Origin of the sequence: Aureimonas ureilytica DSM 18598 = NBRC 106430 (genome assembly GCF_000382705.1) — a bacterium.
Lineage (GTDB): Bacteria > Pseudomonadota > Alphaproteobacteria > Rhizobiales > Rhizobiaceae > Aureimonas > Aureimonas ureilytica.
Map to the genome: position 1 here is coordinate 521665 of NZ_ARQE01000003.1, position 24618 is coordinate 546282.

Sequence of the window (24618 nt, forward strand, 5' to 3'; positions counted from 1 at the left end):
GATTTCGCCCATGTTGACCCGCATTCTCGCGGCCGCGCTGTTTGCCGGCCTCCTTGCCGGCGCCTTGATCACGCCGGTTCAGCAGATGAAGCTCGTGCCCCTCATCCTCGCCGCCGAGGTCTATGAAGACGGCGGCGCGCCCGCGCCGCACGCTGCCGCGCTCGGCCTCGTCTCGCCCGCCCTCGCCCATTCGGCTGGCGAACACGCCCATTCGGGCGGCGAGCATGACGAGGCGACGACGCTCGTCGCCAGCCGCACAGGCGGCTCGCTTCTCGCCAATCTCGTGCTCGGCTGCGGCTTCGCGCTGCTTCTCGCCGCCGCCAGCCTCGCCGTGAACCGGCCCATTACCTTCCGCAACGGCGCGCTCTGGGGTCTGGCAGGCTTCGGCGTCCTGACGCTTGCCCCCGCCCTCGGCCTGCCGCCCGAACTGCCCGCCATGCCGGCGGGGGACCTGGCCGCGCGTCAGCTCTGGTGGCTCGGCACGGTTGCGGCCTCCGCCGCAGGGCTGGCGCTTCTCGTGCTGCGCGCCTCGCCCGCCGCGCGGATCGGCGGGCTGACGCTTCTCATCGCGCCCCATCTCGTGCCGGCGCCGCACCCGGCCGATCTTGCCAGCCCCATTCCGCCGACGCTGGCGGCCGAGTTCGCCGTCGCCTCGCTCAGCGTCTCGGCTTTGTTCTTCGTGCTGATCGGGCTCGCGGCGGGCTTCGCCTTCGACCGGCTCGCCCACAGGAGCGCCCGCGCGGCATGAGCGTCCATTTCATCCTCGGCGGCGCGCGCTCGGGCAAAAGCCGGCTCGCCGAAGGACTCGTTCTCGCCACTGGTTTTGCCCCCGTCTACATCGCGACGGGCCAGGCCTTCGACGCCGAGATGGAAGCGCGCATCGCCGAGCATCAGGCGCGCCGCCCCGCGCCTTGGGTCACGGTGGATGCGCCGCTCGATCTCGCGGAGGCGATCGCCCGTGAGGCGGGAGAGGGCCGCGCGCTTCTGGTGGATTGCCTGACGCTCTGGCTCACCAATCTCCTGATGGCGGAGGCCGATCTCGAGGCCGAAGCCAAACGGCTTTGCGACGTGCTCCGCCAGCCCCCGCCCGGCTTCGTCGCGCTCGTGTCCAACGAGGTGGGCCTGTCCATCGTCCCCGAAAACGCCCTCGCCCGCCGGTTCCGCGACGAGGCGGGCCGGCTTCATCAACAGATCGCCGCGCTGGCTTCGACCGTCACCTTCGTCGCCGCCGGCCTCCCTCTCCAGCTCAAAGGCTGATCTCATGCGCAAGATTCCCGCCACCGTCATCACCGGCTTTCTGGGCGCCGGAAAGACCACGCTGATCCGCAATCTCCTCCAGAACGCCGAAGGCCGGCGCATCGCGCTCGTCATCAACGAGTTCGGCGATCTCGGTGTCGACGGCGACATCCTGCGCGGCTGCGGCGTCGAGACCTGCCGCGAGGAAGACGTCGTCGAACTCACCAATGGCTGCATCTGCTGCACGGTCGCCGACGATTTCATCCCGACGATGGAAAAGCTCCTGGAGCGCGCCGACCGGCTCGACCATATCGTCATCGAGACCTCCGGCCTCGCCCTGCCGCAGCCCCTCGTCGCCGCCTTCAACTGGCCCGAAGTGAAGGCGCGCGTGACCGTGGACGGCGTCGTCACCGTGATCGACGCGGCGGCGGTCGCCGCCGGCCGCTTCGCCGATGACGAGGACAAGGTTCAGGCCCAGCGCGAGGCCGACGAGAGCCTTGACCATGACAATCCGCTGGAAGAGCTGTTCGAGGACCAGATCCGCGCCGCCGATCTTCTGGTTCTCTCCAAGGCCGACCTCGTGAGCGCCGAGGCGCTGGAGGGCGTGAAGGCGGAAATTCAGAAGGCGGCCTCCCGCAAGCTCGCGATCGTCGCGGCCGAACAGGGCAAGCTGCCGGCCGACGTGCTCCTGGGCCTTTCCGCCGGCACGGAGGATCATATCCACGAGCGCCGCTCGCATCACGAGATGGAGCATGAAGCCGGGCATGAGCACGACCACGACGATTTCGAAAGCTTCGTCGTGGAGACCGGCCCGCTCGCCTCGCCCGACGGCTTCATGGCCGGGCTGAAAGCCCTGATCGCGGAGCACGACATCCTGCGCATCAAGGGCTTCGCTGCCGTCGAGGGCAAGGGCGCGCGGCTTCTGATTCAGGCCGTGGGGCAGCGGATCGACGGCTATTACGACCGCCCCTTCGCCGCAGGTGAGACACTGATAACGCGGCTCGTCGTGATCGGCCTGCACGATGCGATCGAGGAGAACGAGGCCGCGATCCGCGACGCCGTCGCGCGTCTGGCGGCGGAGCCGTCACGGGCCGCGGCGGAGTAGGAAGCCTTGCATCTTCTGGCCGCCCAGCGCGGGACGATCGCTGATGGGGCGGAGGCGGTGGACCTCGGGCAGAGCCCAGGCGACATCCTGTTCCTGTCCGCCGCCGACACGGAACTTGCGGCGCTCGCCGGCGCGGCGCGGCGGCGCGGCTTCGGCGCGGCCGAGCTGCGCCTCGCCAATCTCCTGCGCCTGTCGCATCCGATGTCCGTCGACACCTGGCTGAACCGGATGGGCGCGCAGGCCAAGCTCGTCGTCGTGCGTCTTCTCGGCGGCGAGCGCTACTGGCCGCATGGCTGCGAGGCGCTGATATCCGGCGCGCAGCGCTACGGTTTTCGCCTGGCGATCCTGCCCGGCGACGACAAGCCCGACCCCGGCCTCGACCGCTTCTCGACGCTGGAGCCGGGAGATCGCGACGCGCTGTGGCGCCTCCTTTGCGAAGGCGGGGCGGCCAATACGGACGCGTTTCTGGACGGCTGTCGCGCGCTTCTGCGCGGCGAACGCGTGCGGACGGAGGCGCGGCCGATCCTCAAGGCCGGGCTGCTGGAGCGCGGGCGCGCTCCGATCGAGGGCGACACGCGCCCGCTCGTGCCCGTCGTCTTCTATCGCGCGCTGGTGCAGAGCGGGCAGACCGAGGCCGTCGAGGCGCTGTGCAACGCCTTGGAGGCGGAAGGGCTCTCGCCCCTGCCCCTCTTCGTATCCAGCCTCAAGGACCCGGTCAGCATGGAGACGCTGCGCGCCGTCTTCGCGCGCCAGCCACCCGCCGTCGTCGTCAATCTGACGGGCTTTGCCGTCTCGACGCCGGGCGGCGTGCACAAGGGCACGGTGCTGGACGAAAGCGGGGCCGTGGTGCTCCAGGCCGTGCTCGCCAGCGGCGGCCGCGAGGCCTGGGCGCAATCGGCCCAAGGCCTGTCCGCACGCGACCTCGCCATGAGCGTCGCCCTGCCGGAGGTGGACGGGCGCGTTCTCTCGCGCGCCATCGCCTTCAAGAGCGCGGCCGAATGGGACGCGTTGACCGAGATCGACCTCGTGTCGCATCGGCCGGAGCCGGATCGCCTCTGCTTCGTCGCCGAGCTCGCGCGCCGCTGGGCCGCGCTGCGCACGGCCGCCCCCCCGGAGCGGCGCGTCGCCATCGTGCTCGCCAATTATCCCAACCGCGACGGGCGCATCGGCAATGGCGTCGGGCTCGACACGCCGGCGGGAACGGTGCGCGTGCTCGAAGCCTTGCGCGAGGCGGGCTATCCCGTGAGCGACATTCCGCCTGACGGTAACGCGCTGGTGGAGCATCTGCAAAAGGGGCCGACCAATTCGGGCGAGCGCGCGGGCCGGCTCATTCGCGAGACGCTGAGCCTCGCCCGCTACCGCGCCGCCTTCGCGCGCCTGCCCGCGTCCTTGCAAGACCAGATGACCGAGCGCTGGGGCGCGCCGGAAGACGATCCCTTCTTCGACCAGGCCCATGGCTTCTGCCTGCCGCTCGCCCGCTTCGGCGGTGTCCTGGTCGGCGTGCAGCCGGCGCGCGGCTATCAGATCGACCCGAAGGAGACCTATCACGCGCCTGATCTCGTGCCGCCGCATGGCTATCTCGCCTTCTACGCCTTCTTGCGGGAGAGCTTCGGCGCCCATGCCGTCATCCACATGGGCAAGCACGGCAATCTGGAATGGCTGCCGGGCAAGGCGCTGGCGCTGTCCGAAACCTGCTGGCCGGAAGCCGTGTTCGGCCCGCTGCCGCATCTCTACCCGTTCATCGTCAACGATCCCGGCGAGGGAACCCAGGCCAAGCGCCGCACGTCGGCCGTCATCGTGGACCATCTCACCCCGCCGCTGACCCGCGCCGAAAGCCACGGCCCCGCGCGCGATCTGGAGCGGCTGGTGGACGAATATTACGAGGCGTCGAGCGGCGATCCGCGCCGCGCCGCGCTTCTGCGCAAGGACATTCTGGCGCTGCTCGACGCCAGCGGGCTCGGGGCGGATGCGGGGCTCAACCCCGGCGAGGCAGGCGACGAGGCGCTGCAGAAGCTCGACGCCTGGCTCTGCGATCTCAAGGAAATGCAGATCCGCGACGGGCTGCATGTCTTCGGGCTCGCGCCCGAAGGCCGGCTCCTCGCCGACCTCACCACCGCGCTCGCTCGCCTGCCGCGTGGGTCGGACGCCGCCGACGCCTCGCTGCACCGGGCGCTGGCGGGAGATCTCGCGCTCGGTTTCGACCCGCTGGACTGCGATTTTTCCACAAGCTGGACCGGCGCTCGTCCAGAGCTTCTCCACAGCCTGTCCACCGACCCCTGGCGCACGACCGGCGACACGGTGGAGCGGATCGAGCTTCTGGCCGCGCGCCTCGTCTCTCGCGAGGCGGAGGCTTTGCCCGAGTGGCAACGCACGCTCCCCGTGCTCGCCGAGGTGGAGGCACGGTTGAAGCCTGCGGTGTCCGCCTGCGGCGCGGCGGAGATGGCGGGGCTCCTGCGCGGGCTGGACGGTTGTTTCGTGCCACCCGGCCCCTCCGGCGCGCCGACGCGCGGGCGGCCGGACACGCTGCCGACCGGGCGCAACTTCTTCTCGGTCGACACGCGCGCCGTGCCGACGGAAGCGGCTTGGCGGCTCGGGCGGCTTTCGGCCGAGCGCTTGGTGGAGCGCCATTTTCAGGACCAGGGTGAGTGGCTGAGTTCGGTCGGCCTCACCGCCTGGGGCACGGCGAACATGCGCACGGGCGGCGACGACATCGCGCAAGCGCTCGCCCTGATGGGCGCCAAGCCCACATGGGACCGCACGTCCGGCCGCGTCACCGGTTTCGAGATCGTGCCGCTCGCCATCCTCGGCCGACCGCGCGTGGACGTGACCTTGCGCGTTTCGGGCTTCTTCCGCGACGCCTTCCCCGAGCAGATCGCGCTTCTCGACCGCGCCGCGCGGACTGTGGGCGCGCTGGACGAGGAGCCGGGCGAGAACCCGATCGCCGCGCGGATGAAGCGCGAGGAAGCGCAAGCCCGCGCACGCGGTCTTGCCCCCGACGAGGCCAGGCGCGAGGCCGGGCACCGCGTCTTCGGCTCCAAGCCCGGCGCCTATGGCGCGGGGCTTCAGGCCTTGATCGACGAAGGCGGCTGGCAAACGCGCGCCGATCTCGCCACCTCCTATCTCCACTGGGGCGGCTATGCCTATGGGGCGGAGGGCGAAGGCGTCTCTGCGCGCGAGAGCTTCGAGCGGCGCCTCGGCGGCGTCGAGGCCGTCGTCCAGAATCAGGACAATCGCGAGCATGACCTGCTCGATTCCGACGATTACTACCAGTTCGAAGGCGGCATGAGCGCGGCGGTGGAAACCCTGTCCGGCACCGCGCCCGTCGCCTATCACAACGACCATTCGCGCCCCGAGCGCCCGGTGATCCGCACGCTGGACGAGGAGATCGCCCGCGTCGTGCGCGCCCGCGTGGTGAACCCGAAATGGATCGCCGGCGTCATGCGCCATGGCTACAAGGGCGCCTTCGAGATCGTCGCGACGGTCGATTATCTCTTCGCCTTCGCCGCCACGACCCATGCCGTCGCCAACAGGCATTTCGACCTCGTCCACGCCGCCTTCGTGGAGGACGAGCGCGTTTCGGCCTTCATGCGGGACAACAACCCGGCGGGCTTTGCCGAGATGCGCGCGCGCCTTGCCGAAGCCATCCGGCGCGGCCTCTGGCATCCGCGCTCCAACTCGGCGAGACTTGCTCTCGAACCTCTGGCCCTCGAACCTCTGGCCCTCGAAACGGAGACCATCCATCCATGAGCGAGAAGTCGCCCCTCGTGGCCGCCATGAGCGAAGAAGAACTCGACGCGCGCCACGCCGAGAAGATGCGCAAGAAGAAGGCCGCACGCGACAAGATCCTAGCGACCAAGACGCAGGAAAAGGGCCTCGTCATCGTCCACACCGGCAAGGGCAAGGGCAAGTCGACGGCCGCCTTCGGCCTTGTCTTCCGCGCGCTCGGCAACGGCATGAAGGTCGGCATCGTCCAGTTCGTGAAGGGCAAGTGGGAAACCGGCGAGCGGCAGGCGCTGGAGCGCTTTCCCGGCGAGGTGACGATCACCGCCATGGGCGACGGCTTCACCTGGGAAACGCAGGACCGCCAGCGCGACATCGCCGCCGCGCGTCAGGCCTGGGAGCGCGCCAAGGCGATGATCTCGGATGAGGAGCACGACATGGTGATCCTCGACGAGCTGAACATCGTGCTGCGCTACGACTATCTCGCCGTGGAGGAGGTCGTGGACTTCCTGCGCGAGCACAAGCCCGAGATGAAGCATGTCGTCATCACCGGGCGCAACGCCAAGGAAGAGCTGATCGACTTCGCCGATCTCGTGACAGAGATGGAGATGATCAAGCACCCGTTCCGCTCCGGCATCAAGGCGCAGCGCGGCATCGAGTTCTGAGAGCCTGCCCGGAAAGCCTCCGGCGCAGGATCGGAGAGGCTTTTCGCCCTGGCTCCCAGCGTCCGATCCTGCGGGCGGCGACGCCGCCCTCAATCCCCGTGCAGCTTCAGCGCCGGCCCCTTGGTCGGCGAGATCATGTCGGCGGCGATCGAGACCGTGCCGCGCAAGCGACCGAGAACGCGCCATTGGTGCTGGCGCTGGAGCGCGTTGTAGGCGGCGGTGGCAAAATGGCCGCGGATCAGGAAATCGTCCTTGCGCCCGAAGCCGATCATGCCGACCGCGCCGGCCCGCCCGAGCGAGATGAGCCGGCCCTTGTCGCTGTAGCGGAAGGGCTGGACCGGCTCGCCGCGCGCCAGAAGCGGCAGGGTTTCGGTGAGATAGTCCGCCTGCTGGCTGGCGGCCTGGGCGGTCGGTGGCAGCGGCTTGTCGGCGCCGGGCGGCGTCAGGCTCGCCGAGTCGCCCATGACATAGATGGCCTCGTCCACGCTCGAGCGCAGCGTCTGGTCCACCACGATGCGCCCGCGCTTGTCGGTCTCGAAGCGACCGAGATCCTTCAACACGGGATTGCCGACGAGACCGGCGGCCCAGACCGCGAGGTCGCAGGACCAGCGCTCGCCGGATTTGGAATAGACCGAGTCCGCGTCGATCCGCGAGACGTTGACGTCGGTGACGGTCTTGATGTCGAGCTGGCGCAGGCGCTCGATGAGTTGCTGGCGCAGCTCGGGCTCGGCGCCGGGCATGATCTCGGGCGCCGCTTCCAGGATCGTGATGCCGAGCAGCTTGCGCCGCCGCTCGGCCTTGTTCTGCTCGAAGAAGCCGCGCTCGGAGCGGCGCAGATGCGCGGCGAGTTCCGTGCCCGTCGCGCCGGAGCCGACGATCACCACCTCGGCCGGCTCGCCCGTTTCGCGCGCCTCGATCATGGCGGCGATGAACCGGTCGCGGAACCGGTCGGCATCGGCCTTGGTGTCGAGCCGCACGGCGAACTCCTTGACGCCCGTCGTGCCGAAATCCGGCACGACGCCGCCGAGCGCCACCACGCAGAGATCGTAGGGCACGCGCCGCTCGCGCGCCGCGACCGTGCCGTCCTCGCCGAGAATGGCGGCGAGCACGACCTCGCGCCGCTCGTGGTCGATGGCCGAGACAGTGCCCTGCTCGAAGCGGAAGCCGCGCAGCTGGCCGAGCATGTAGAAGGACATTTCGGCGAGCGAGGAGTTCACCGTGCCGGCGGCGAATTCGTGCAGCCGCGGCTTCCACAGATGGGAGAGTTCGCGGTCCACCAGAGCCACGTCGAGCGCGGCATGGCCGGCGAGCTGCGAGGCGAGTTCCAGCCCGCCCGAGCCGCCGCCCAGAATCACGATCCGCTTGCGCCCCGCTTCGTCCGCCATGTCCGTCCTTTCGTTCCCCGCAGGCGAAACAGCGTCAGAGGCCGCCCGTTCCCAGAAGCCCGGTCAGGCCCACGATGATGAGATAGAAGGCGACGATGTAGTTCAGGAGCCGAGGCATCAGGAGAATGAGGACGCCCGCGATCAGGGCGACGATGGGCTGGATGGTGATGATTTCCATGGGTCGAAACCTTCCTTTGCGCGCTTGGCCTGTAGAGCCTGTTCGACAACCCGGCCGGGTCGGCCCGGCGAGTTGTCGAACAGCCTCTAGGCCATGTACCAGCCGTGGCTGACGGTGATGGACTGGCCGGTCAGGGCCTTGGAGCCGAAGCCGGCGAGGAAGGTCGCGACCTCCGCGACGTCCTCGACCGTGGTGAACTCGCCGTCCACCGTGCGGCCGAGCATGATGCGGCTCACCACCTCCTCCTCGGGAATGCCGAGCGAGCGGGCCTGTTCGGGGATCTGCTTCTCGACCAGCGGCGTGCGCACGAAGCCGGGGCAGATGACATTGGCGCGCACGCCATGCGGCCCGCCTTCCTTGGCTGCGACGCGGGCGAGGCCCAGAATGCCGTGCTTGGCGGCGACATAGGCGCTTTTGAGCGCCGAGGGCTCGTGCGAATGCACCGAGCCCATATAGATCATCGAGCCGGATTTCTGCCGGTACATATGCGGCAGGCTCGCCTTGGTGACGAGAAACGAGCCGCCGAGATGGATGTCGACGACGCGCTTGAACTCCTCGTAGGGGAAGTCCTCGATCGGGTGGACGATCTGGATGCCGGCATTGGCGATCGCCGTGTCGAGCCGGCCCCAATGCTGCACGACCCGCTCGATGCCCGCGCCGACCGCCGCCTCGTCGGTGACGTCCATGGTGAGGGCGATGGCGCTGCCGCCCTCGGCCTCGATGGCGGCCGCCGCCTCTTCGGCCGCCTCGCCCTTCAGGTCGGCGATGGCGACGCGCGCGCCCTCGCGCGCGAAGCGCCGGGCGATCTCGCGCCCGATGCCCGAGCCCGCTCCCGTGATGACCGCGACCTGCCCTTCCAGACGCATGGCGCCCTCCGCTCCCGAATCGACAAAGCGCCAAGGAGAATAGTCCGAGGCGGCGCTTGGGGAAGCCGGTTTCGGTGCCTCTTGCGCCCCCGTCTTCGCAGATGCGTCTTTTTTCTTCGCATTGGCACCACGGCGTATTATGAGCCTCCTCGGACATTTCCCCCGGCGGCCGATCGGAACGCATCGGTCCGGCCGGGCAGACCGCAGGGCGCGGCGGATGCGAAAGGGCATCGGCGACGCGTCGGCGACGGGCGCGCGAAAGGACTTCATCCGATGCAGGCTTCACGGATCGACGGCAAGGCGGCGGCGGAGGCGGTTCTGCGGCAGGCGAAGGCCGCAGGCGACAAGCTGCGCGAGACGAGCGGCGTGCAGCCGGGTCTGGCGGTGGTGATCGTCGGCGAGGACCCTGCGAGCCAGGTCTATGTCGCCAACAAGGGGCGCACCGCCGAGGCCTGCGGCTTCCATTCCGTCACCCATCGCCTGCCGGCCGACGTGCCGCAGGACGAGCTTCTGGCGCTGATCGACCGGCTGAACGCCGATCCCGCCATTCACGGCATTCTCCAGCAGCTTCCCCTGCCCAAGGGGCTCGACGCGGACGCCGTGATCGCTCGCATCCATCCCGACAAGGACGTGGACGGGCTGACGCTGGTGAATGCCGGGCGGCTGGCGAGCGGCCTCGTGAACGACGCCTTCGTGCCCTGCACGCCGGCCGGCTGCATGGTGCTCCTGCGTCAGGTTCTGGGCGAGGACCTGTCGGGCAAGCGCGCCGTCGTGATCGGGCGCTCCAATCTCGTCGGCAAGCCCATGGCGCAGCTTCTGCTTCTGGCCAATGCCACGGTGACGGTGGCCCATTCGCGCACGAAGGATCTGCCGGCCCTTTGCCGCGAGGCCGACATTCTGGTGGCCGCGATCGGCCGCCCCCGCTTCCTGAAGGGCGACAGCGTGAAGCCCGGCGCGGTGGTGATCGATGTCGGCATCAACCGCATCGACGCGCCCGAAAAGGGCGAAGGCAAGACGCGGCTCGTCGGCGACGTGGATTTCGACGAAGCGGCCGCGCGCGCCTCGGCCCTGACGCCGGTTCCGGGCGGCGTCGGCCCGATGACCATCGCCATGCTGATGGCCAACACGGTCGCCAGCGCCTATCGCGCCGCCGGCGAGGAGCGCCCGCGCTTCTAGAACGGAGCCGGCTTACTCCATCGCCGCCTGCACCAGCTCGCGCCGCGCCACCTCCCGGATCGCGCGGGTGAGCGGTTCGAGCCGGTCGGCGGCGAGGCGGCTGACCTGCCAGAAGAGCGGCGTGTCGAGATAGGCGCCGGGCACGAGCTCCACGAGCCGGCCGGACGAAAGGGGCTCGCGCACCAGCGCCACCGGATTGAGGCACCAGCTGAGACCGAGACAGGCGGCTTCCACGAAGCCCTGCGTCGAGGGAAGCCAGTGCGTCGGATGGGCGATCTCCTCGCCGAAGACGGCGCGCAGCCAATTGGCCTGAAGCCGGTCCTTGCGGTTGAAGGTGAGCGCGGGCGCGCGGCCGATCGCCTCCGGCGTCACGCCATCGGAGAAATAGCGCGCGACGAAGCCGGGGCTCGCGGTCGCCGCATAGCGGAGCGCCCCGAGCGGCAGGGAGCGGCAGCCTTGGACGGGCTCGCCCGACGACGTCACCGCCGCCAGAACCTTGCCGCGCCGCAGCCAGTCGGCCGTGTGGTCCTGATCGTCCACGGCGATGTCGAGAAGCGGATCGTTCCCGCCCGCGAACTCTGCCAGCGCCGGGAGAAACCACGTGCCGAGACTGTCGGCATTGGTGGCGATCGGCAGCGTGACGCGCGTCCTGCCTTCCGCCTCGTCGGCAAGATCGGGCAGGCGCGCGAACAGCTCGGTTTCCAGAAGCCCGACCTGATCCATGTGCCGGCAGAGCCAGGCACCCTTTTCCGTCGCGCGGCAGGGCTGGCCGCGCTCCACCAGAACCGTGCCGACGCGCTCTTCGAGCTGCCGCACGCGCTGCGACACGGCCGAGGGCGTGACGTTCAGGGCACGCGCCGCCCGTTCGAAACTGCCGGTTCGCACCACGCTCGCGAGCGCGCGAAGCGCGGGATAGTCGAGCATTGTAAGTTTAGCTCCGCTTCATTGGCGTTAGAGAGTTTAACACGCCTAATGATCCGGCGCATGATAGCTCCGTCTCCATTCGCAGGACGAACGGGAGACGGACATGGACATGACGGCCTATGGCACGGGGCTGACCACGGCGCTGACGCTGATCCTGGCGATCGGCGCGCAGAACGCCTTCGTCCTGCGCCAGGGGATCGCGCGCGCGCATGTTCTTCCCGTGTGCCTCACCTGCGCCCTGTCGGACGCGATCCTCATCACGCTCGGCGTCACGAGCTTTGCGCGCGTCGCCGCGCTTCTGCCGATGCTCGACCCGGTTCTGCGCTTGTTCGGCGCGGGGTTCCTCGCGTGGTACGGGGCCAAGAGCTTCCTTCGCGCGCTGAAGGCCGACGATGCGCTGCAACTCGCCGCGACGGGCGCGGGCACGCTTTCGCAGGCGCTCGTCACCTGCCTTCTCCTGACCTGGGCGAACCCGCATGTCTATCTCGACACGGTGGTGCTGATCGGCAGCCTGTCGACGCGCTTTCCCGGCAGCGAAGCGGCTTTCGGCGCGGGCGCCGTCACCGCCTCCTTCGGCTTCTTCTTCGCGCTCGGCTACGGCGCGCGGCTGCTGCGCCCGATCTTCGAGCGCCCCGGCGCCTGGCGCGCGCTGGAAGCGGCGATCGGCGTGACCATGTGGGCGATCGCCGCGAGCCTGCTTCTCGGCGGCTGACGCGAGCCCAAAAGGAAAGCCCCGCATGGCGGACATGCGGGGCTTTCGATCGAGACGGAATGTCCGACGCCTCAGGGTCTGTTTCCAGACGATCAGGCGTCCTTGCCGGATTCGTCGGGCACGCCGGGCTTGGCCGGCGCGGCATTGGCGTCGGCGCCGACGGCGACCTTCGGGCCGCCCTTGGAGACGCCCACCATGGCCGGGCGAAGCACGCGCTCGCCGATCGCGTAGCCGTCCTGGACGACCTGCACCACCGTGTTGTTCGGCAGTTCGGCGTTCGGGATTTCGAACATGGCCTGATGGAAATTGGGGTCGAAGCGCTGGCCTTCCGGCTCCAGCTTCTTCACGCCGTGGCGCTCCATCGTGGACTGCATGGAGCGGGCCGTCATCTCGACGCCCTCGGCCAGCGTCTGAAGGCCGGCATCGGCCTCGCGCGCGCCGTCGGGAATGGCCTGGAGGGCGCGGGAGAGATTGTCCGACACGGCGAGCATGTCGCGCGCGAAATTGGCGACGGCGAACTGACGGGCGTCCTTCACCTCGCGCTCGGTGCGCCGGCGAAGGTTCTCCATGTCGGCGGCCAGACGGATCAGGCGATCCTTGACGTCGGCATTCTCGGCTTCGAGCTCGTTGACGCGGGCCTGGAGCGCCTCCGTCGCGGCGCCGCCTGCCTCAAGGCCGGCCTGCGCCTCGCCGGTCTCGCCGGCGCTACCCGCCGTGCCGGCCGCCGCGCCCGAGACGCCCGATCCCTTGAAATAGGCCGCGCCGCCAGCCGAATACGCGCCGGCCTCGTCGTCGTGGTCGTTCACGTGCTTCTCGCTCTCGCCTGTCATCGGGCACTCCTGTTCGCGCGGTCTTGGGACGGGCGGCGCGGGCGCCGCCTCGCGGCCGCCGCGCCACTCTCCGGATAAAGGTGGTCGGTGCGGGATATCGAATGAGGCGGGCCGGAAATCAAGGCCGGCGCGGCGGCGCCCCGTTCGCCAGGAGGCGGGACACGAGCCGCGCGGTGTAATCCACCATGGGCACGATGCGCCGGTAGTTGAGGCGCGTCGGCCCGATCACGCCCACCGCGCCGATGACGCGCTCCTGCGAGTCCGAATAGGGCGCGATCACGAGCGAGGAGCCCGACAGCGAGAAGAGCTTGTTTTCCGAGCCGATGAAGATGCGAACGCCGTTGCCGGATTCGGCGAGATCGATCAGCTCCATGATCGAGGTCTTGGATTCCAGATCGTCGAACAGGTGGCGCAGCCGCTCCAGGTCTTCCGACGCCGAGACATTGTCCAGAAGGTTGGCGCGGCCCCGCACGATGAGGCGCGAGGGCTGGCCCGCCCCCTCGCCCGACCAGACCGCGAGGCCCGCGTCCACCAGCTGGCGCGACAGGGCGTCCAGCTCGCGCGAGGTCTCGTCCTTCAGCGCCTCGATGCGCCCGCGCGCCTCGGCGAGCGTGCGCCCGACCACATGGGCGTTGAGGAAATTGGCCGCTTCCACGAGCTGCGCCGCGGTGATGCCGGGCGGCAGCGCCAGGACGCGGTTCTCCACCTCGCCGTTCTCGCCGACGAGAACCACCAGAGCGCGCGCCGCGTCGAGCCGCACGAATTCGATATGCTTCAAGCGCGGATCGGCCTTGGCCGCGACCACGATCCCCGCCCCGCGCGACAGGCCGGAGAGGAGCTGCGAGGCTTCGGTCAGGAGCGCGTCCACCGGGCGGCGCTCGTCATGGTCGCGCACCTTCTGTTCGATCTCGGCCCGCTCGCGCTCCGGCACGTCGCCGACTTCCAGAAACGCGTCCACGAAGAAGCGCAGGCCCACCTGCGTCGGCAGGCGCCCGGCCGAGACATGCGGCGCGTAGATGAGGCCGAGCGCTTCGAGATCCGACATGACGTTGCGGATCGAGGCCGGCGACAGGGCGCTCGACAGGAGCCGGGACAGGTTGCGCGAGCCGACCGGCTCGCCCGATTCGAGATAGGAATCCACGATCAGACGGAAGATTTCGCGCGAGCGCTCGTCCAACCCGCCGGGAAGGGACGGCTGGCCGGACACGAGGTCGGCGAAGGGAGGCAGGGCGCGCTTCATGACCCTTCTTATAGGGAGCGCGGCGGTTTCAGCCAAGGCAAGCGCGCGGCATGCGCGGCACACCCTGTTCAAGCCGCGCCGCAATCATTAAGAGGCGGGTTCGAAATCGTTAATATGGACTCCCCGATGCGGCCTTCCAAACGCCAGAACGACGAACTGCGCCCCGTGTCCCTGGAGCGCGGCGTTTCGCGCCACGCCGAGGGCTCGTGCCTCGTCAAGTTCGGCGACACCCATGTCCTGTGCGCGGCGAGCCTGGAAGAGCGCGTGCCCGGCTGGCTGAAGAATTCCGGCAAGGGCTGGGTCACGGCCGAATACGGCATGCTGCCGCGCGCCACGGGCGAGCGCATGAAGCGCGAGGCGGCGAGCGGCAAGCAGAGCGGTCGCACGCAGGAGATCCAGCGCCTCGTGGCGCGCTCGCTGCGCGCCGTGGTGGACCTCGAAGCGCTCGGCGAGCGCATGATCACGGTGGATTGCGACGTGATCCAGGCCGATGGCGGCACGCGCACGGCCTCGATTACCGGCGCCTTCGTCGCCCTGTCGGACTGCCTCGCCTGGATGGAAGCGCGCGGCATGCTGAAGCGCGACAAGGTCCTGAAGGACCATGTCGCGGCCATTTCCTGCGGCATCTACAAGGGCTCCCCGGTGCTCGATCTCGACTATCTCGAGGATTCGGCTGCTGGAACCGACGCCAATTTCGTGCTCACCGGGCGCGGCGGCATCGTCGAGATCCAGGGCACGGCCGAGGGCGAGCCCTTCTCGCGCGACGAACTCGACGCGCTCATGAAGCTCGCCGAAAAGGGCATCGGCGAACTCGTCGAGCACCAGAAGCGCTGCCTCGAAGGCTGATCGCGGCAAGGCGAAATCACCCTTCGCCTGAAGCCTCGGGTCAGCCTCGGGGCGCATATCTCATTGAAAGAGGGCGGGGTCTCGCCCCCGCCCCGAACCGGCCAGGCAGCGATGACGAATTCTCCCCTTCTCGATCCCGCCGGCGGCCCGCTTCTGGTCGCCAGCCACAATGGCGGCAAGATCGCCGAATTCCGCGAGCTTCTGGCCCCGCTCGGCTTCACCGTGGTCTCGGCCGCCGACAAGGCGCTGCCCGAGCCCGAGGAAACCGGCTCCACCTTCGAGGAAAACGCCGCGATCAAGGCGCTGGCAGCGGCGCGCGCCACCGGCCTTCTGGCGCTCAGCGACGATTCCGGCCTCGTGGTGGACGCGCTCGGCGGCGATCCCGGCATCTACTCGGCGCGCTGGGCCGGCCCCGAGAAGGATTTCGCCCTCGCCATGCGCAATGTCGAGGAAAAGCTCCAGGCCGCTGGCGCCACCGAGCCCGACAAGCGCACGGCGCGCTTCGTCGCGGTCCTCTGCCTCGCCTCGCCCGAGGGCGAGACGCGCTTCTATCGCGGCGAGGTCGAGGGCACGATCGTCTGGCCGCCGCGCGGAACGCTCGGCTTCGGCTACGACCCGTCCTTCCTGCCGGAGGGCGAAAGCCGCACCTTCGGCGAAATGCCCTCGCACGAGAAACACGGCTGGGTGCCGGGGCAGGCCGAGGCGCTGTCGCACCGCGCCCGCGCCTTCCAGCTCTTCGCGCGGGAGGCGCTCGGGATCGCATGAATATGATGATGGCGGCCGCCCGCCCCCTCACCCGTCCCCTGTCGCAGATCAGGCCCTACACGCCGCCCGCCGGCGAGCCGGGCTTCGGCGTCTATGTCCATTGGCCCTTCTGCGCGGCCAAGTGCCCTTATTGCGACTTCAACAGCCATGTGCGCCACCAGCCGGTGGATCAGGCGCGCTTCGTGGAGGCCTTCCGCCGCGAGATCGCCACCCAGGGCCGGCGCACGGCGGGCGAGACCGTCACCTCCATTTTCCTGGGCGGTGGCACGCCCTCCCTGATGGAGCCGGCCACCGTTTCGGCCATTCTGGAAGCGGTCGCCGCGCAGTGGACCGTCGCCGACGGCGCCGAGATCACGCTCGAAGCCAATCCGACCTCGGTCGAGGCCGAACGCTTCCGGGGCTACCGGGCGGCGGGCGTCAACCGCGTGTCGCTCGGCGTCCAGGCGCTGAACGACGCCGACCTCAAGCGCCTCGGCCGGATGCACGACGTCGATCAGGCGCTCGGCGCGATCCGCCTCGCGCGCGAGATCTTCCCGCGCCTGTCCTTCGACCTGATCTACGCCCGGCCCGGCCAGAGCGTGTCGGCCTGGGAGCGCGAATTGTCGGAAGCGATCTCGCTCGCCGCCGACCATCTCTCGCTCTACCAGCTGACCATCGAGGAAGGCACGATCTTCCACGCCCTGCACAAGGCGGGCAAGCTCGTGGTTCCGGACGGCGAATTGTCGGCCGAGCTCTACGAGGCGACGCAGCAGCTGACCCTCTTCCACGGCCTTCCGGCCTACGAGATTTCCAACCACGCCGCGCCCGGCGCGGAGTCGCGCCACAATCTCACCTATTGGCGCTACGGGCTCTATGCCGGCGTCGGCCCCGGCGCCCATGCCCGCCTGCCCGGCGAGGACGGCGGCCGCCATGCCGTCTCCAACGAGAAGCATCCCGAGACCTGGCTGAAAATGGTCGAGGACTGGGATTCGGGCGAAGTCGAGAACGAGCCGCTGGCGTCCAGCGAGCAGGCCGACGAGCTGATGCTCATGGGCCTGCGCCTCGTGGAAGGCATCGACCTCAAGCGCTGGCGCGAGCTGTCGGGCCGCGACATCGACCCCGATGTCGAGGCCGAACTGACCCTTCACGGCATGATCGAGCGCCTCGGCCCCGACCGGCTGCGCGCGACCCCGGCGGGCATGCTGGTGCTCGACGCCGTGGTCGCCGATCTGGCGTGAGCGCCAGCCCGGCCGCGATGGCTTGCCGTTCGGGGGATCGCTCGCGCCTTTCGACGAGGGCCGGGCGCTGAACGGGGCGGCCTCGGCGCTTCTCGTCTATGGCGGCGCGGCGCTCGCCGAGATCGGCGGCTGCTTCGCCTTCTGGGCGGTGCTGCGCTCCGGGCGCTCCGCCCTCTGGCTCGTGCCGGGCGTCCTGTCGCTCCTCGCCTTCGCCTGGCTTCTCACCCGCGTCGATGCCGAGTTCGCCGGCCGTGCCTATGCGGCCTATGGCGGGGTCTATATTCTGGCCTCGCTCGGCTGGCTCTGGGCGGCGGAAGGCGTGCGACCCGACCGCTTCGACCTTCTCGGCGCGCTCCTGTGTCTGGCGGGCGCCGCCGTCATCCTTCTCGCACCCCGAGGTGTCTCATGAGCGAGCCCCGAACCCCTGCCGATTCCGGGATCGATGCGCCCGAGTTCGAGGAAGCCGCGTTCGAGGAGACCGAGGGCGGCGACGAGGCGGACGCGTCCCGTCCCGATTCCGGCGCGACCTATCTCGTGCGCGGCGCGAGCCTTCGCGCGCCCAGGCCTGACCCGGCGCTCTATCTCGTGGCGACGCCGATCGGAAACCTTTCCGACGTCACCTTGCGCGCGCTCGACCTCATCGCCGGGGCGGATGTGCTGGCCTGCGAGGACACGCGCGTCACGCAGAAGCTCCTTTCGCGCTACGGCATCCGCCGCCGGCTCTTCGCCTATCACGAGCACAACGCCGCCGAATCCGGCCCGGCGCTTCTGGCCGAGATCGAAGCCGGCCGCTCCGTCGCGCTCGTGTCCGACGCCGGCACGCCGCTCGTGTCGGACCCCGGCTTTCGTTTGGGGGAAGAGGCCATCGCGCGTGGTCTGCCGGTCGTGCCCATTCCCGGCGCCTCGGCGCCGCTGGCGGCGCTTTGCGCCTCCGGCCTTCCCTCCGATGCCTTCTTCTTTGCCGGCTTCTTGCCGGTGAAGGACGGCGCGCGGCTGGCCAAGCTCGAAACGCTGGCGCGCATTCCCGGCACGCTCCTCTTCTTCGAAGCGCCGCACCGGATCGCGGAGAGTCTGAGCGCCATGGCACAAGGGCTCGGCCCCCGGCCCGCCGCCGTCTGCCGCGAGCTGACCAAGGCCTACGAGACGATCTATCGCGGCACGCTGCCGGAGCTTGCCGAGCGCTTCGCGGCGATGGAACGGGTGCGCGGCGAGATCGTCGTCTGCGTCGGCCCGCCGGCCGCCGAAGAAGCCCCGGCGAGTGGCGACGTGGACACGATCCTGCGCGGGCTTCTCGCCGAGATGAAGCCGGCAAAGGCCGCGCAGGAAGCGGTGAAGCTCACCGGCCTTGCGCGCCGCGAGCTGTATCAGCGCGCGCTGGAGCTGAAGGGCGGCGCATGAAGCCGCGCGCGGGCGACGAGGCGCTCCGCGCCAAGCGCGGGTTCTTCCGAAAGGGGCACCGCGCCGAAACGCTGGCCGCCTGGGCCTTGCGCCTCAAGGGCTACCGCATCCTCGCCAGGCGCTATCGCACGCCATCGGGCGAAATCGACCTCGTCGCCCGGCGCGGCGCGCTCATTGCCATCGTCGAGGTGAAGGCCCGCCCGACGCTGCGGGCGGCGATGGACGCCGTGACGCCCGCGGCCCAGACCCGCATCGAGCGCGCCGCCGATCTCTGGCTCTCGCGCCAGAAGCGCACGGCGCATCTCTCCATCCGCTTCGACATCGTCGCCGTCCTCCCCCGGCGCTGGCCGGTGCATGTGAAAGACGCGTGGCGGGCACGCGGCTGAGCGGCGTTTCGGCGCCCCGCGCAACCTGCCCGTGGACAGAACCCCCGTTCCCCTCTACCTCGGCACGGACGGAACCGTTCGGGGAACACACCGCATGTCGCTCAAGGTCGCGGTCCAGATGGACCATGTGTCGGGCATCACCATCAAGGGCGATTCCACCTTCGCCCTCTGCCTCGAGGCCGAGCGGCGCGGGCATCAGCTCTTCCACTACACGCCGGATCGCCTGTCCTTGCGCGACGGGGTCGCGACGGCGCGGGTCGAGACGCTGAATCTGGTGGAAGAGCAGGGCAAGCATTTCACCCTCGGCGAGCCGCACAAGGTCGATCTGTCGACCATGGACGTGGTGCTCCTGCGCCAGGACCCGCCCTTCGACATGAACTACATCACCTCGACGCATATTCTGGAGCGCATTCACCCCAAGACCCTGGTGGTCAACGACCCCGCCTGGGTGCGCAACATGCCCGAGAAGATCTTCGTCACGGAATTTTCCGACCTGATGCCGGAGACGATCATCACCAAGGACCCGGCCGAGATCGCGGCCTTCCGCGCCGAGTTCGGCGAGATCGTCCTGAAGCCGCTCTATGGAAATGGCGGCGCGGGCGTCTTCCATCTGACGAAAGACGACCGCAACCTTTCCTCGTTCCTCGAGACCTTCGCGCTTCTCTTCCGCGAGCCCTTCATCGCGCAGCGCTATCTCAAAGACGTGCGCAAGGGCGACAAGCGCGTCATCCTGATCGACGGCGAGCCGGTGGGCGCGATCAACCGCGTGCCCTCCGAGACCGACGCGCGCTCCAACATGCATGTCGGCGGGCGGGCCGAGCCGACCGAGCTCACGCCGCGCGAGCGCGAAATCTGCGAGCGCATCGGCCCGAAGCTCAAGGAGCGCGGCCAGGTCTTCGTCGGGATCGACGTGATCGGCGACTATCTGACCGAGATCAACGTCACCTCGCCGACCGGCATTCGCGAGGTGAAGCGCTTCGGCGGCGCCGATATCGCGGCGCTCTTCTGGGACGCGGTGGAAGCCAAGCGCTGACGCGGGCGCAGGATCGGCGGTCGGGCGCCTCCACCCGGGCGCCCGACCCGATTTCCTGAACGCGGGCTGAATGCCGCGTTCGGAACAGGTTCGGCTTCGCCATGTTGAAATGGCTCCATCGATCTCGCGCCTTCCTTCGGATGGTTTCCCTATGACGAAAGCTCGTCTCTTCCTTCTGGCCCTCGCGGGCACGGCGCTCGCGCCCGGCATCGCCAGCGCCGCCACGGCGATCGCCACCACGAATGTCAACTTGCGCGCCGGCCCCTCCACCGCCTATCCGCCCGTGAACGTCGTGCGCGGCGGCGAGGAGGTCCGGGTCTACGGGTGCCTGGCCAATCGCGCCTGGTGCGACGTGACCTTCTACGGCCAGCGCGGTTGGATCTCGTCCAACTATCTCGCCTATGTCAGGGGCGGCCAGCGCTACACCGGCCCGCGCGTCGTGCCCTATATCGGCGCGCCGACCGTCACCTACTCCTTCGGCCGCTATTGGGACGACCATTACCGCGACCGCGACTTCTACCGCGACCGCCGCCGCTGGGACGGCATCTATGGCCCGCGCATCTTCGATCGCGGCCCGCCGCCGCGCCCGGTGCGCGAGCGCGGCTACTATGACGCCCCGCCCCCTCCCCCGCCGCCGGGCTGGGATCGCCGCGACCGCTTCGAGCGGGACCGCGACCGGTTCGAGGGCCGCCGCGACCGCGAGCGCTTCGAGGACGGCCCGCCGCCACCCCCGCCGCGCCACTGGGAAGAGCGCCGGGACTGGGACGAAGATTATTGATCCGAACCAAGGGCGGCGCCGCGAGGCGCCGTTTTTCGTTGGAAGAAGCGGATGGTCTCCCGTCCTTGCTCACACGCTGCTTGCGAACTACCCTCGCCCTCCAGGCGAAAACACGATTCGAGGGCCGGGCATGGTGTCGCGTGTGAGAACCGTCGCCTTTCAGGGCGTCGAGGCGGTGCCGGTCGATGTTCAGGTTCTGGTCGCGCCCGGCAAGGTTGGCATGGGCATCGTCGGGCTGGCCGACAAGGCCGTCACCGAAAGCCGCGAGCGGGTTCAGGCCGCGCTTCACGCCTCCGGCCTGTCGATGCCGCCCAAGCGCGTCACCGTCAATCTCGCGCCCGCCGACCTGCCGAAGGAAGGCTCGCATTACGACCTTCCCATCGCGCTCGGCCTCATGGCCGCGCTCGGCGCCATCCCGGCCGATGCGCTGCAGCGCTTCGTGGTGCTGGGCGAGCTTTCGCTAGATGGGCTCGTCACGCCGGTCAGCGGCGTTCTGCCCGCCGCGATGAGCGCCAACGCGCTCGGCCTCGGTCTCATATGCCCGGAAGGCGGCGGGTCGGAAGCGGCCTGGGCCGATCCCGAGATGGACATTCTGGCGCCCCGCTCGCTGATCCAGATCGCCAACCATTTTCGCGGCACGCAGCGCCTCGCGCGGCCCGAGCCCGTGCAGGAGGACGCGAGCGCCCTCGCCCTGCCCGACCTCCGGGACATCAAGGGCCAGACCGTGCCCAAACGCGCGCTCGAGATCGCCGCGGCGGGCAACCATAACCTTCTGAGGGTGTGCTACATTAATTGACACGTATACACCGACCCCGACCGACCCAAGCTCGCCGTTCGACGGGGTTCACTAGAAACCCGAAAGCGGCCGTTCCGCAGTCTGAGTTACTAAACCCCGATCGCCACGCCCCCAGCGCACCGAAGGGCACGACCAGCCACGGCGGCGCCTTCCAGATTGTGAGCAGAACGAAGCACGTCGGGGCGAGAGCAAACGAGATGACATGGCAAGGCAGAAGCGCCTGCTCGGCGTCTTGGAGGCGGTCGAATCCTGCCACACGGCCAGGATCGGCGGCTACGTGATTGAAGGGCACGTGCCCATGGATGGCGTCGACAGGCTCATGTCGACAGGCCGAGGGTTGCGGGCATCGCGGCACCGGGCATGCCAGCGGGATCGCCCGGCATGGCAAGACCCGAAGGCCCGGTCCGACGTCCTGTCGTTCGGAGACGTGTCGACCGCCCCCGGGGTCTTCTACCGCGCTGGACGGGAGTGAGACCCGATGGCCCCACCGGAGACACGCATACGGCCACTCCTGGGTCGTCGTTCCTCGCACCTCGTGCCGATCGAATGGAACTCCTTCCGCCGCCGCCTGTTCTCGACGGATCGGAAGTCGGAACGTCCCATGCTCGGCGCATGCCTGCGTAGTCTCGTCGTCATCCTGTCCCTGGTTGCGGTCGCCGCGTTCGCCGGGCACGGAACGGCGACGGCCGGCGTGAGCGTCCACGACCATCCGGCCGCCGATTGCGCGCCGAGTCCGTCGACGCATGCCCATGGCGGGGCACACAAGCCCGACGGCGACACGTCTGGCATGTCCTGCTGCGGGAAGTCCTGCACCAGCCTCCTGCCGTTCCCGGCGCCGCCCGGCTTCGTCCGCGTGGCCCTCGAGGCCGATCCCGCCCCAACCTTGTACCAGGACGGCAAGGGCATCCTGCCGCCCGGCCCGAAGCGTCCCCCAAAGACCGCCTGAGCCGTCTCGAGAGGCCCGACCGACCGTGCCGAGCCCTCGCGGCCGCGAGGCGGTCCGAGTCCGATGGCGTCGCTCACCGTCCCCGTCCGACGACGGTCGCCGCGGCGTCGGCGACCGGATCGGCACGAATCCCCATCCATGACGACGCATGCCGTCGGCGGGGCCGGAGCACCCGGTCCGCCGTCACTGAGCGAACAAGCAACGGCGTCGCCGCGCTCCCGCGGCCGCACGCTGACATCCAGCAAAAGGTCCCGAGGGACCCCATCCATAGGAACGAACCAATGCGCAAGATCACGATCCTGTCCGCCGCTCTTCTCGCCGCCGCCGTCTCCCACGCTTCCGCGCAGGACCAGCACGGCATGGCGGCGTCGTCGGAGCAGGTGACGCTCCCCGCCGCCTGCGAGGCCGCCGCCGGGTCCATGGACATGTCCAAGATGATGGGCGGCATGGAGGGCATGATGTCCGGCGGCCAGATGGACGAGGTCCAGAAGGGCAACATGGACGCGATGATGAAGATGCACGGCCCCATGATGAAGGCGGCCATGATCAAGGACCCGGACCTCGCGTTCAACTGCGGGATGATCGCCCATCACCAGGGTGCGATCGCCATGTCCGAGGTCGAGCTCAAGACGGGCAAGGACGAGAAGTCCAAGGAGATGGCCCGGATGATCATCGACGCGCAGAAGAAGGAAATCGAGGAGATGACCGCCCGCGTCGAGGCGCTCGCGAAGTAAGCGGCGGACCCGTGCCCCGGGGGCGGCCGCCTCCGGGGCATCTCGACACACCAACGAACGGAGCAGGAGCTATGGGTTACGGACGGTTCGCCGCGATGATCGCGACCTCGACGGTCGTGATGTTCGGCTTGATGTACCTAAACACATACGCGCTCGACCACGTCTTCTACAGCCAGACGCGGACGTGGATGGCCGTGGTGATGGGTGCCGTGATGGCACTGATCATGATCGGCTTCATGTGGGGGATGTACCCCAGGAAGGGTACCAACGCGGCCATCGTCGCGGCCGGCGTCGTCGTCTTCGCCGGGGCCCTGTGGCTCGTGCGCAGCCAGGAGACCGTCCACGACGTCGCCTACATGAAGGCGATGATCCCCCACCACTCCATCGCGATCATGACGAGCGAGCGCGCACACATTCGCGACCCGCGGGTCCGCGAGCTCGCCGACGGCATCGTGGAGGCGCAGGTCCGCGAGATCGGGGAGATGGAGCGCCTCATCGCAGACCTCGAGGCCAACCCGCCCGCCGACGGCGCACCGGACCTGCCGCCGCGGATGCCCGAGGCCGCCATCGCGGCCGGCAATTGAGCGAAGGAAAGGACGCCGACATGTCCACGACGATTGCAGACGGCAGCACGGCTCCCTCAAGCGCGGTGAAGGCCAAGCGGGCGACCATCTACCGGATGGTCATGCCCAAACACATCTGCCCCTGGGGCCTGCGCGCCGTCGACCTCCTCAAGCGCGAGGGCTTCGAGGTCGACGACCGCTGGCTGACGACCCGCGACGAGACCGACGCCTTCAAGGCAGAGCACCACGTGGAGACGACGCCCCAGACGTTCGTGGACGGGAAGCGGGTCGGCGGGTACGACGACCTCCGGCGCTTCCTCGGCAAGTCCGTCGCCGACCCCAAGGCCGTCACCTACAAGCCCGTTATCGCCATCTTCGCCATGGCCGCCCTGATGGCGATGGCGGTGACCTGGGCGCTTCTCGAAACCCTGCTGACGGTGCGAACCGTCGAGTGGTTCGTCTCGATCGCGATGTGCCTCCTGGCTGTGCAGAAGCTGCGGGACGTGGAGGGCTTCGCCACGATGTTCCTTGGCTACGATCTCCTGGCCCAGCGCTGGGTCCGCTACGCCTACCTCTACCCCTTCGGCGAGGCGCTGGCGGGCGTGCTGATGCTGGCAGGCGCCGCGATGTGGCTGTCCGTCCCGGTCGCGCTGTTCATCGGCACGGTCGGAGCCATCTCGGTCTTCAAGGCTGTCTACGTCCAGAAGCGCGAACTGAAGTGCGCGTGCGTCGGCGGGGACTCCAACGTGCCCCTCGGCTTCGTGTCCCTCACCGAGAACCTCATGATGGTCGGGATGGCGGTTTGGATGGCTGCCCGCATGTTCGCGTGACGGGGAAGCCGGATCGTCGTCGGTTCAGCGCGTCCGCAGGACTGCCTCCGTGCCGGCGACGGTGTCGCCGCCGTTCGGGAACGCCTCGACGGAGGTGATCGTGCCGAGGCCCAGCACGACGGCCCCCACCGTGGCGCGGAAGAGGTTGTTCGGCGTCACGAAGAATGCCTCGCCATCAAAGATACAGACGATCGGGTAGGCGTCGGCCTGCGGCCCATCTGCTTCCGGCCCGTTCGCGCCGTAGGTACCTCTCATAAATCCGCTCCCTAGCGGACGATACGATTCCTAG

27 protein-coding genes and 1 pseudogene are annotated in these 24618 nt (G+C 69.2%); 21 read left to right on the forward strand and 7 right to left on the reverse strand.

Annotation, left to right across the window (positions count from 1 at the left end):
- Positions 1-10 precede the first annotated feature (10 nt).
- Genes B146_RS0109630 through cobO form a run of 5 tightly spaced genes read left to right on the forward strand, consistent with a single transcriptional unit; the run spans position 11 to position 6726 of the window.
- On the forward strand, positions 11-748 hold the full coding sequence (locus B146_RS0109630; RefSeq protein WP_026358487.1) for a CbtA family protein: 738 nt from the start codon (positions 11-13) through the stop codon (positions 746-748).
- Positions 745-1257, forward strand: coding sequence for a bifunctional adenosylcobinamide kinase/adenosylcobinamide-phosphate guanylyltransferase (gene cobU / locus B146_RS0109635; RefSeq protein WP_019996230.1), 513 nt, complete (start codon positions 745-747; stop codon positions 1255-1257). Before B146_RS0109630 ends, cobU begins: the two co-directional genes overlap by 4 nt.
- Positions 1258-1261: 4 nt before the next feature.
- On the forward strand, positions 1262-2341 hold the full coding sequence (gene cobW, locus B146_RS0109640) for a cobalamin biosynthesis protein CobW (protein ID WP_019996231.1): 1080 nt from the start codon (positions 1262-1264) through the stop codon (positions 2339-2341).
- A gap of 6 nt (positions 2342-2347) precedes the next feature.
- Entirely contained in the window at positions 2348-6088 is a 3741-nt protein-coding gene (gene cobN / locus B146_RS0109645) for a cobaltochelatase subunit CobN (RefSeq protein ID WP_019996232.1), read from the forward strand.
- Positions 6085-6726: a cob(I)yrinic acid a,c-diamide adenosyltransferase gene (gene cobO, locus B146_RS0109650; RefSeq protein ID WP_019996233.1), complete on the forward strand. Its 642-nt coding sequence runs from the start codon at positions 6085-6087 to the stop codon at positions 6724-6726. The genes cobN and cobO overlap by 4 nt, the downstream gene beginning before the upstream one ends.
- 89 nt (positions 6727-6815) lie before the next feature.
- Here the strand turns inward: cobO and B146_RS0109655 are convergent, their stop codons facing one another.
- The 3 genes from B146_RS0109655 to B146_RS0109665 form a co-directional block, all read right to left on the reverse strand.
- Complete coding sequence (locus tag B146_RS0109655) at positions 6816-8111, reverse strand: NAD(P)/FAD-dependent oxidoreductase (protein WP_019996234.1); 1296 nt, start codon at positions 8109-8111, stop codon at positions 6816-6818.
- 34 nt (positions 8112-8145) lie between these two features.
- Positions 8146-8289 carry a DUF3096 domain-containing protein gene (locus B146_RS28320; protein WP_019996235.1) on the reverse strand — a complete coding sequence of 48 codons (144 nt, stop codon included), beginning with the start codon at positions 8287-8289 and terminating at the stop codon, positions 8146-8148.
- Positions 8290-8375: 86 nt separating this feature from the next.
- Positions 8376-9155 (reverse strand): 3-hydroxybutyrate dehydrogenase, encoded by a 780-nt coding sequence (locus tag B146_RS0109665; RefSeq protein ID WP_019996236.1) that lies wholly within the window; start codon positions 9153-9155, stop codon positions 8376-8378.
- A 273-nt stretch (positions 9156-9428) separates the two neighbouring features.
- Between B146_RS0109665 and folD the strand changes: the two genes are divergently transcribed.
- A complete protein-coding gene (folD, locus tag B146_RS0109670) occupies positions 9429-10331 on the forward strand; it encodes a bifunctional methylenetetrahydrofolate dehydrogenase/methenyltetrahydrofolate cyclohydrolase FolD (protein WP_019996237.1) in 903 nt (300 codons plus the stop codon).
- 12 nt (positions 10332-10343) lie between these two features.
- Here the strand turns inward: folD and B146_RS0109675 are convergent, their stop codons facing one another.
- Entirely contained in the window at positions 10344-11255 is a 912-nt protein-coding gene (locus tag B146_RS0109675) for a LysR family transcriptional regulator ArgP (RefSeq protein ID WP_019996238.1), read from the reverse strand.
- Between the two features lie 103 nt (positions 11256-11358).
- Between B146_RS0109675 and B146_RS0109680 the strand changes: the two genes are divergently transcribed.
- A complete protein-coding gene (locus B146_RS0109680) occupies positions 11359-11967 on the forward strand; it encodes a LysE/ArgO family amino acid transporter (protein ID WP_019996239.1) in 609 nt (202 codons plus the stop codon).
- A gap of 92 nt (positions 11968-12059) precedes the next feature.
- On the opposite strand, the gene grpE is transcribed toward B146_RS0109680, so the two are convergent.
- Entirely contained in the window at positions 12060-12797 is a 738-nt protein-coding gene (gene grpE, locus B146_RS0109685; RefSeq protein WP_019996240.1) for a nucleotide exchange factor GrpE, read from the reverse strand.
- Between the two features lie 118 nt (positions 12798-12915).
- Positions 12916-14037, reverse strand: coding sequence for a heat-inducible transcriptional repressor HrcA (gene hrcA / locus B146_RS0109690; RefSeq protein WP_019996241.1), 1122 nt, complete (start codon positions 14035-14037; stop codon positions 12916-12918).
- A 126-nt stretch (positions 14038-14163) separates the two neighbouring features.
- Here hrcA and rph point away from each other — a divergent pair, with 126 nt between their 5' ends.
- The 14 genes and pseudogenes from rph to B146_RS0109760 all read left to right on the forward strand — a co-directional run bounded on the left by rph (position 14164) and on the right by B146_RS0109760 (position 24329).
- Positions 14164-14883, forward strand: coding sequence for a ribonuclease PH (rph, locus tag B146_RS0109695; protein ID WP_026358488.1), 720 nt, complete (start codon positions 14164-14166; stop codon positions 14881-14883).
- A gap of 111 nt (positions 14884-14994) precedes the next feature.
- Positions 14995-15648, forward strand: a complete 654-nt coding sequence (gene rdgB, locus B146_RS0109700; RefSeq protein ID WP_019996243.1) for an RdgB/HAM1 family non-canonical purine NTP pyrophosphatase — start codon at positions 14995-14997, stop codon at positions 15646-15648.
- 2 nt (positions 15649-15650) lie between these two features.
- On the forward strand, positions 15651-16865 hold the full coding sequence (gene hemW, locus B146_RS0109705; RefSeq protein ID WP_407638544.1) for a radical SAM family heme chaperone HemW: 1215 nt from the start codon (positions 15651-15653) through the stop codon (positions 16863-16865).
- Between the two features lie 67 nt (positions 16866-16932).
- Complete coding sequence (locus B146_RS0109710) at positions 16933-17274, forward strand: YnfA family protein (protein ID WP_026358490.1); 342 nt, start codon at positions 16933-16935, stop codon at positions 17272-17274.
- Positions 17271-18263: a 16S rRNA (cytidine(1402)-2'-O)-methyltransferase gene (gene rsmI / locus B146_RS0109715; RefSeq protein ID WP_019996246.1), complete on the forward strand. Its 993-nt coding sequence runs from the start codon at positions 17271-17273 to the stop codon at positions 18261-18263. The genes B146_RS0109710 and rsmI overlap by 4 nt, the downstream gene beginning before the upstream one ends.
- Positions 18260-18649 carry a YraN family protein gene (locus B146_RS0109720; protein WP_019996247.1) on the forward strand — a complete coding sequence of 130 codons (390 nt, stop codon included), beginning with the start codon at positions 18260-18262 and terminating at the stop codon, positions 18647-18649. The genes rsmI and B146_RS0109720 overlap by 4 nt, the downstream gene beginning before the upstream one ends.
- Positions 18650-18743: 94 nt before the next feature.
- On the forward strand, positions 18744-19682 hold the full coding sequence (gene gshB / locus B146_RS0109725) for a glutathione synthase (protein ID WP_019996248.1): 939 nt from the start codon (positions 18744-18746) through the stop codon (positions 19680-19682).
- A 151-nt stretch (positions 19683-19833) separates the two neighbouring features.
- Entirely contained in the window at positions 19834-20460 is a 627-nt protein-coding gene (locus B146_RS25615) for an SH3 domain-containing protein (protein ID WP_019996249.1), read from the forward strand.
- A gap of 130 nt (positions 20461-20590) precedes the next feature.
- Positions 20591-21241 (forward strand): annotated as a pseudogene (locus B146_RS25620) (magnesium chelatase domain-containing protein); the annotation flags it as partial.
- A 217-nt stretch (positions 21242-21458) separates the two neighbouring features.
- Positions 21459-21728, forward strand: a complete 270-nt coding sequence (locus B146_RS29785; protein ID WP_051091529.1) for a DUF411 domain-containing protein — start codon at positions 21459-21461, stop codon at positions 21726-21728.
- Positions 21729-21857: 129 nt separating this feature from the next.
- A complete protein-coding gene (locus B146_RS0109745) occupies positions 21858-22202 on the forward strand; it encodes a hypothetical protein (protein ID WP_019996251.1) in 345 nt (114 codons plus the stop codon).
- Between the two features lie 281 nt (positions 22203-22483).
- Complete coding sequence (locus B146_RS0109750) at positions 22484-22936, forward strand: DUF305 domain-containing protein (protein ID WP_019996252.1); 453 nt, start codon at positions 22484-22486, stop codon at positions 22934-22936.
- A gap of 71 nt (positions 22937-23007) precedes the next feature.
- A complete protein-coding gene (locus B146_RS0109755; protein WP_019996253.1) occupies positions 23008-23520 on the forward strand; it encodes a DUF305 domain-containing protein in 513 nt (170 codons plus the stop codon).
- Positions 23521-23540: 20 nt separating this feature from the next.
- Positions 23541-24329, forward strand: a complete 789-nt coding sequence (locus tag B146_RS0109760; protein ID WP_019996254.1) for a glutaredoxin family protein — start codon at positions 23541-23543, stop codon at positions 24327-24329.
- A 24-nt stretch (positions 24330-24353) separates the two neighbouring features.
- On the opposite strand, the gene B146_RS0109765 is transcribed toward B146_RS0109760, so the two are convergent.
- On the reverse strand, positions 24354-24584 hold the full coding sequence (locus B146_RS0109765; RefSeq protein ID WP_019996255.1) for a hypothetical protein: 231 nt from the start codon (positions 24582-24584) through the stop codon (positions 24354-24356).
- Between the last annotated feature and the right edge of the window lie 34 nt (positions 24585-24618).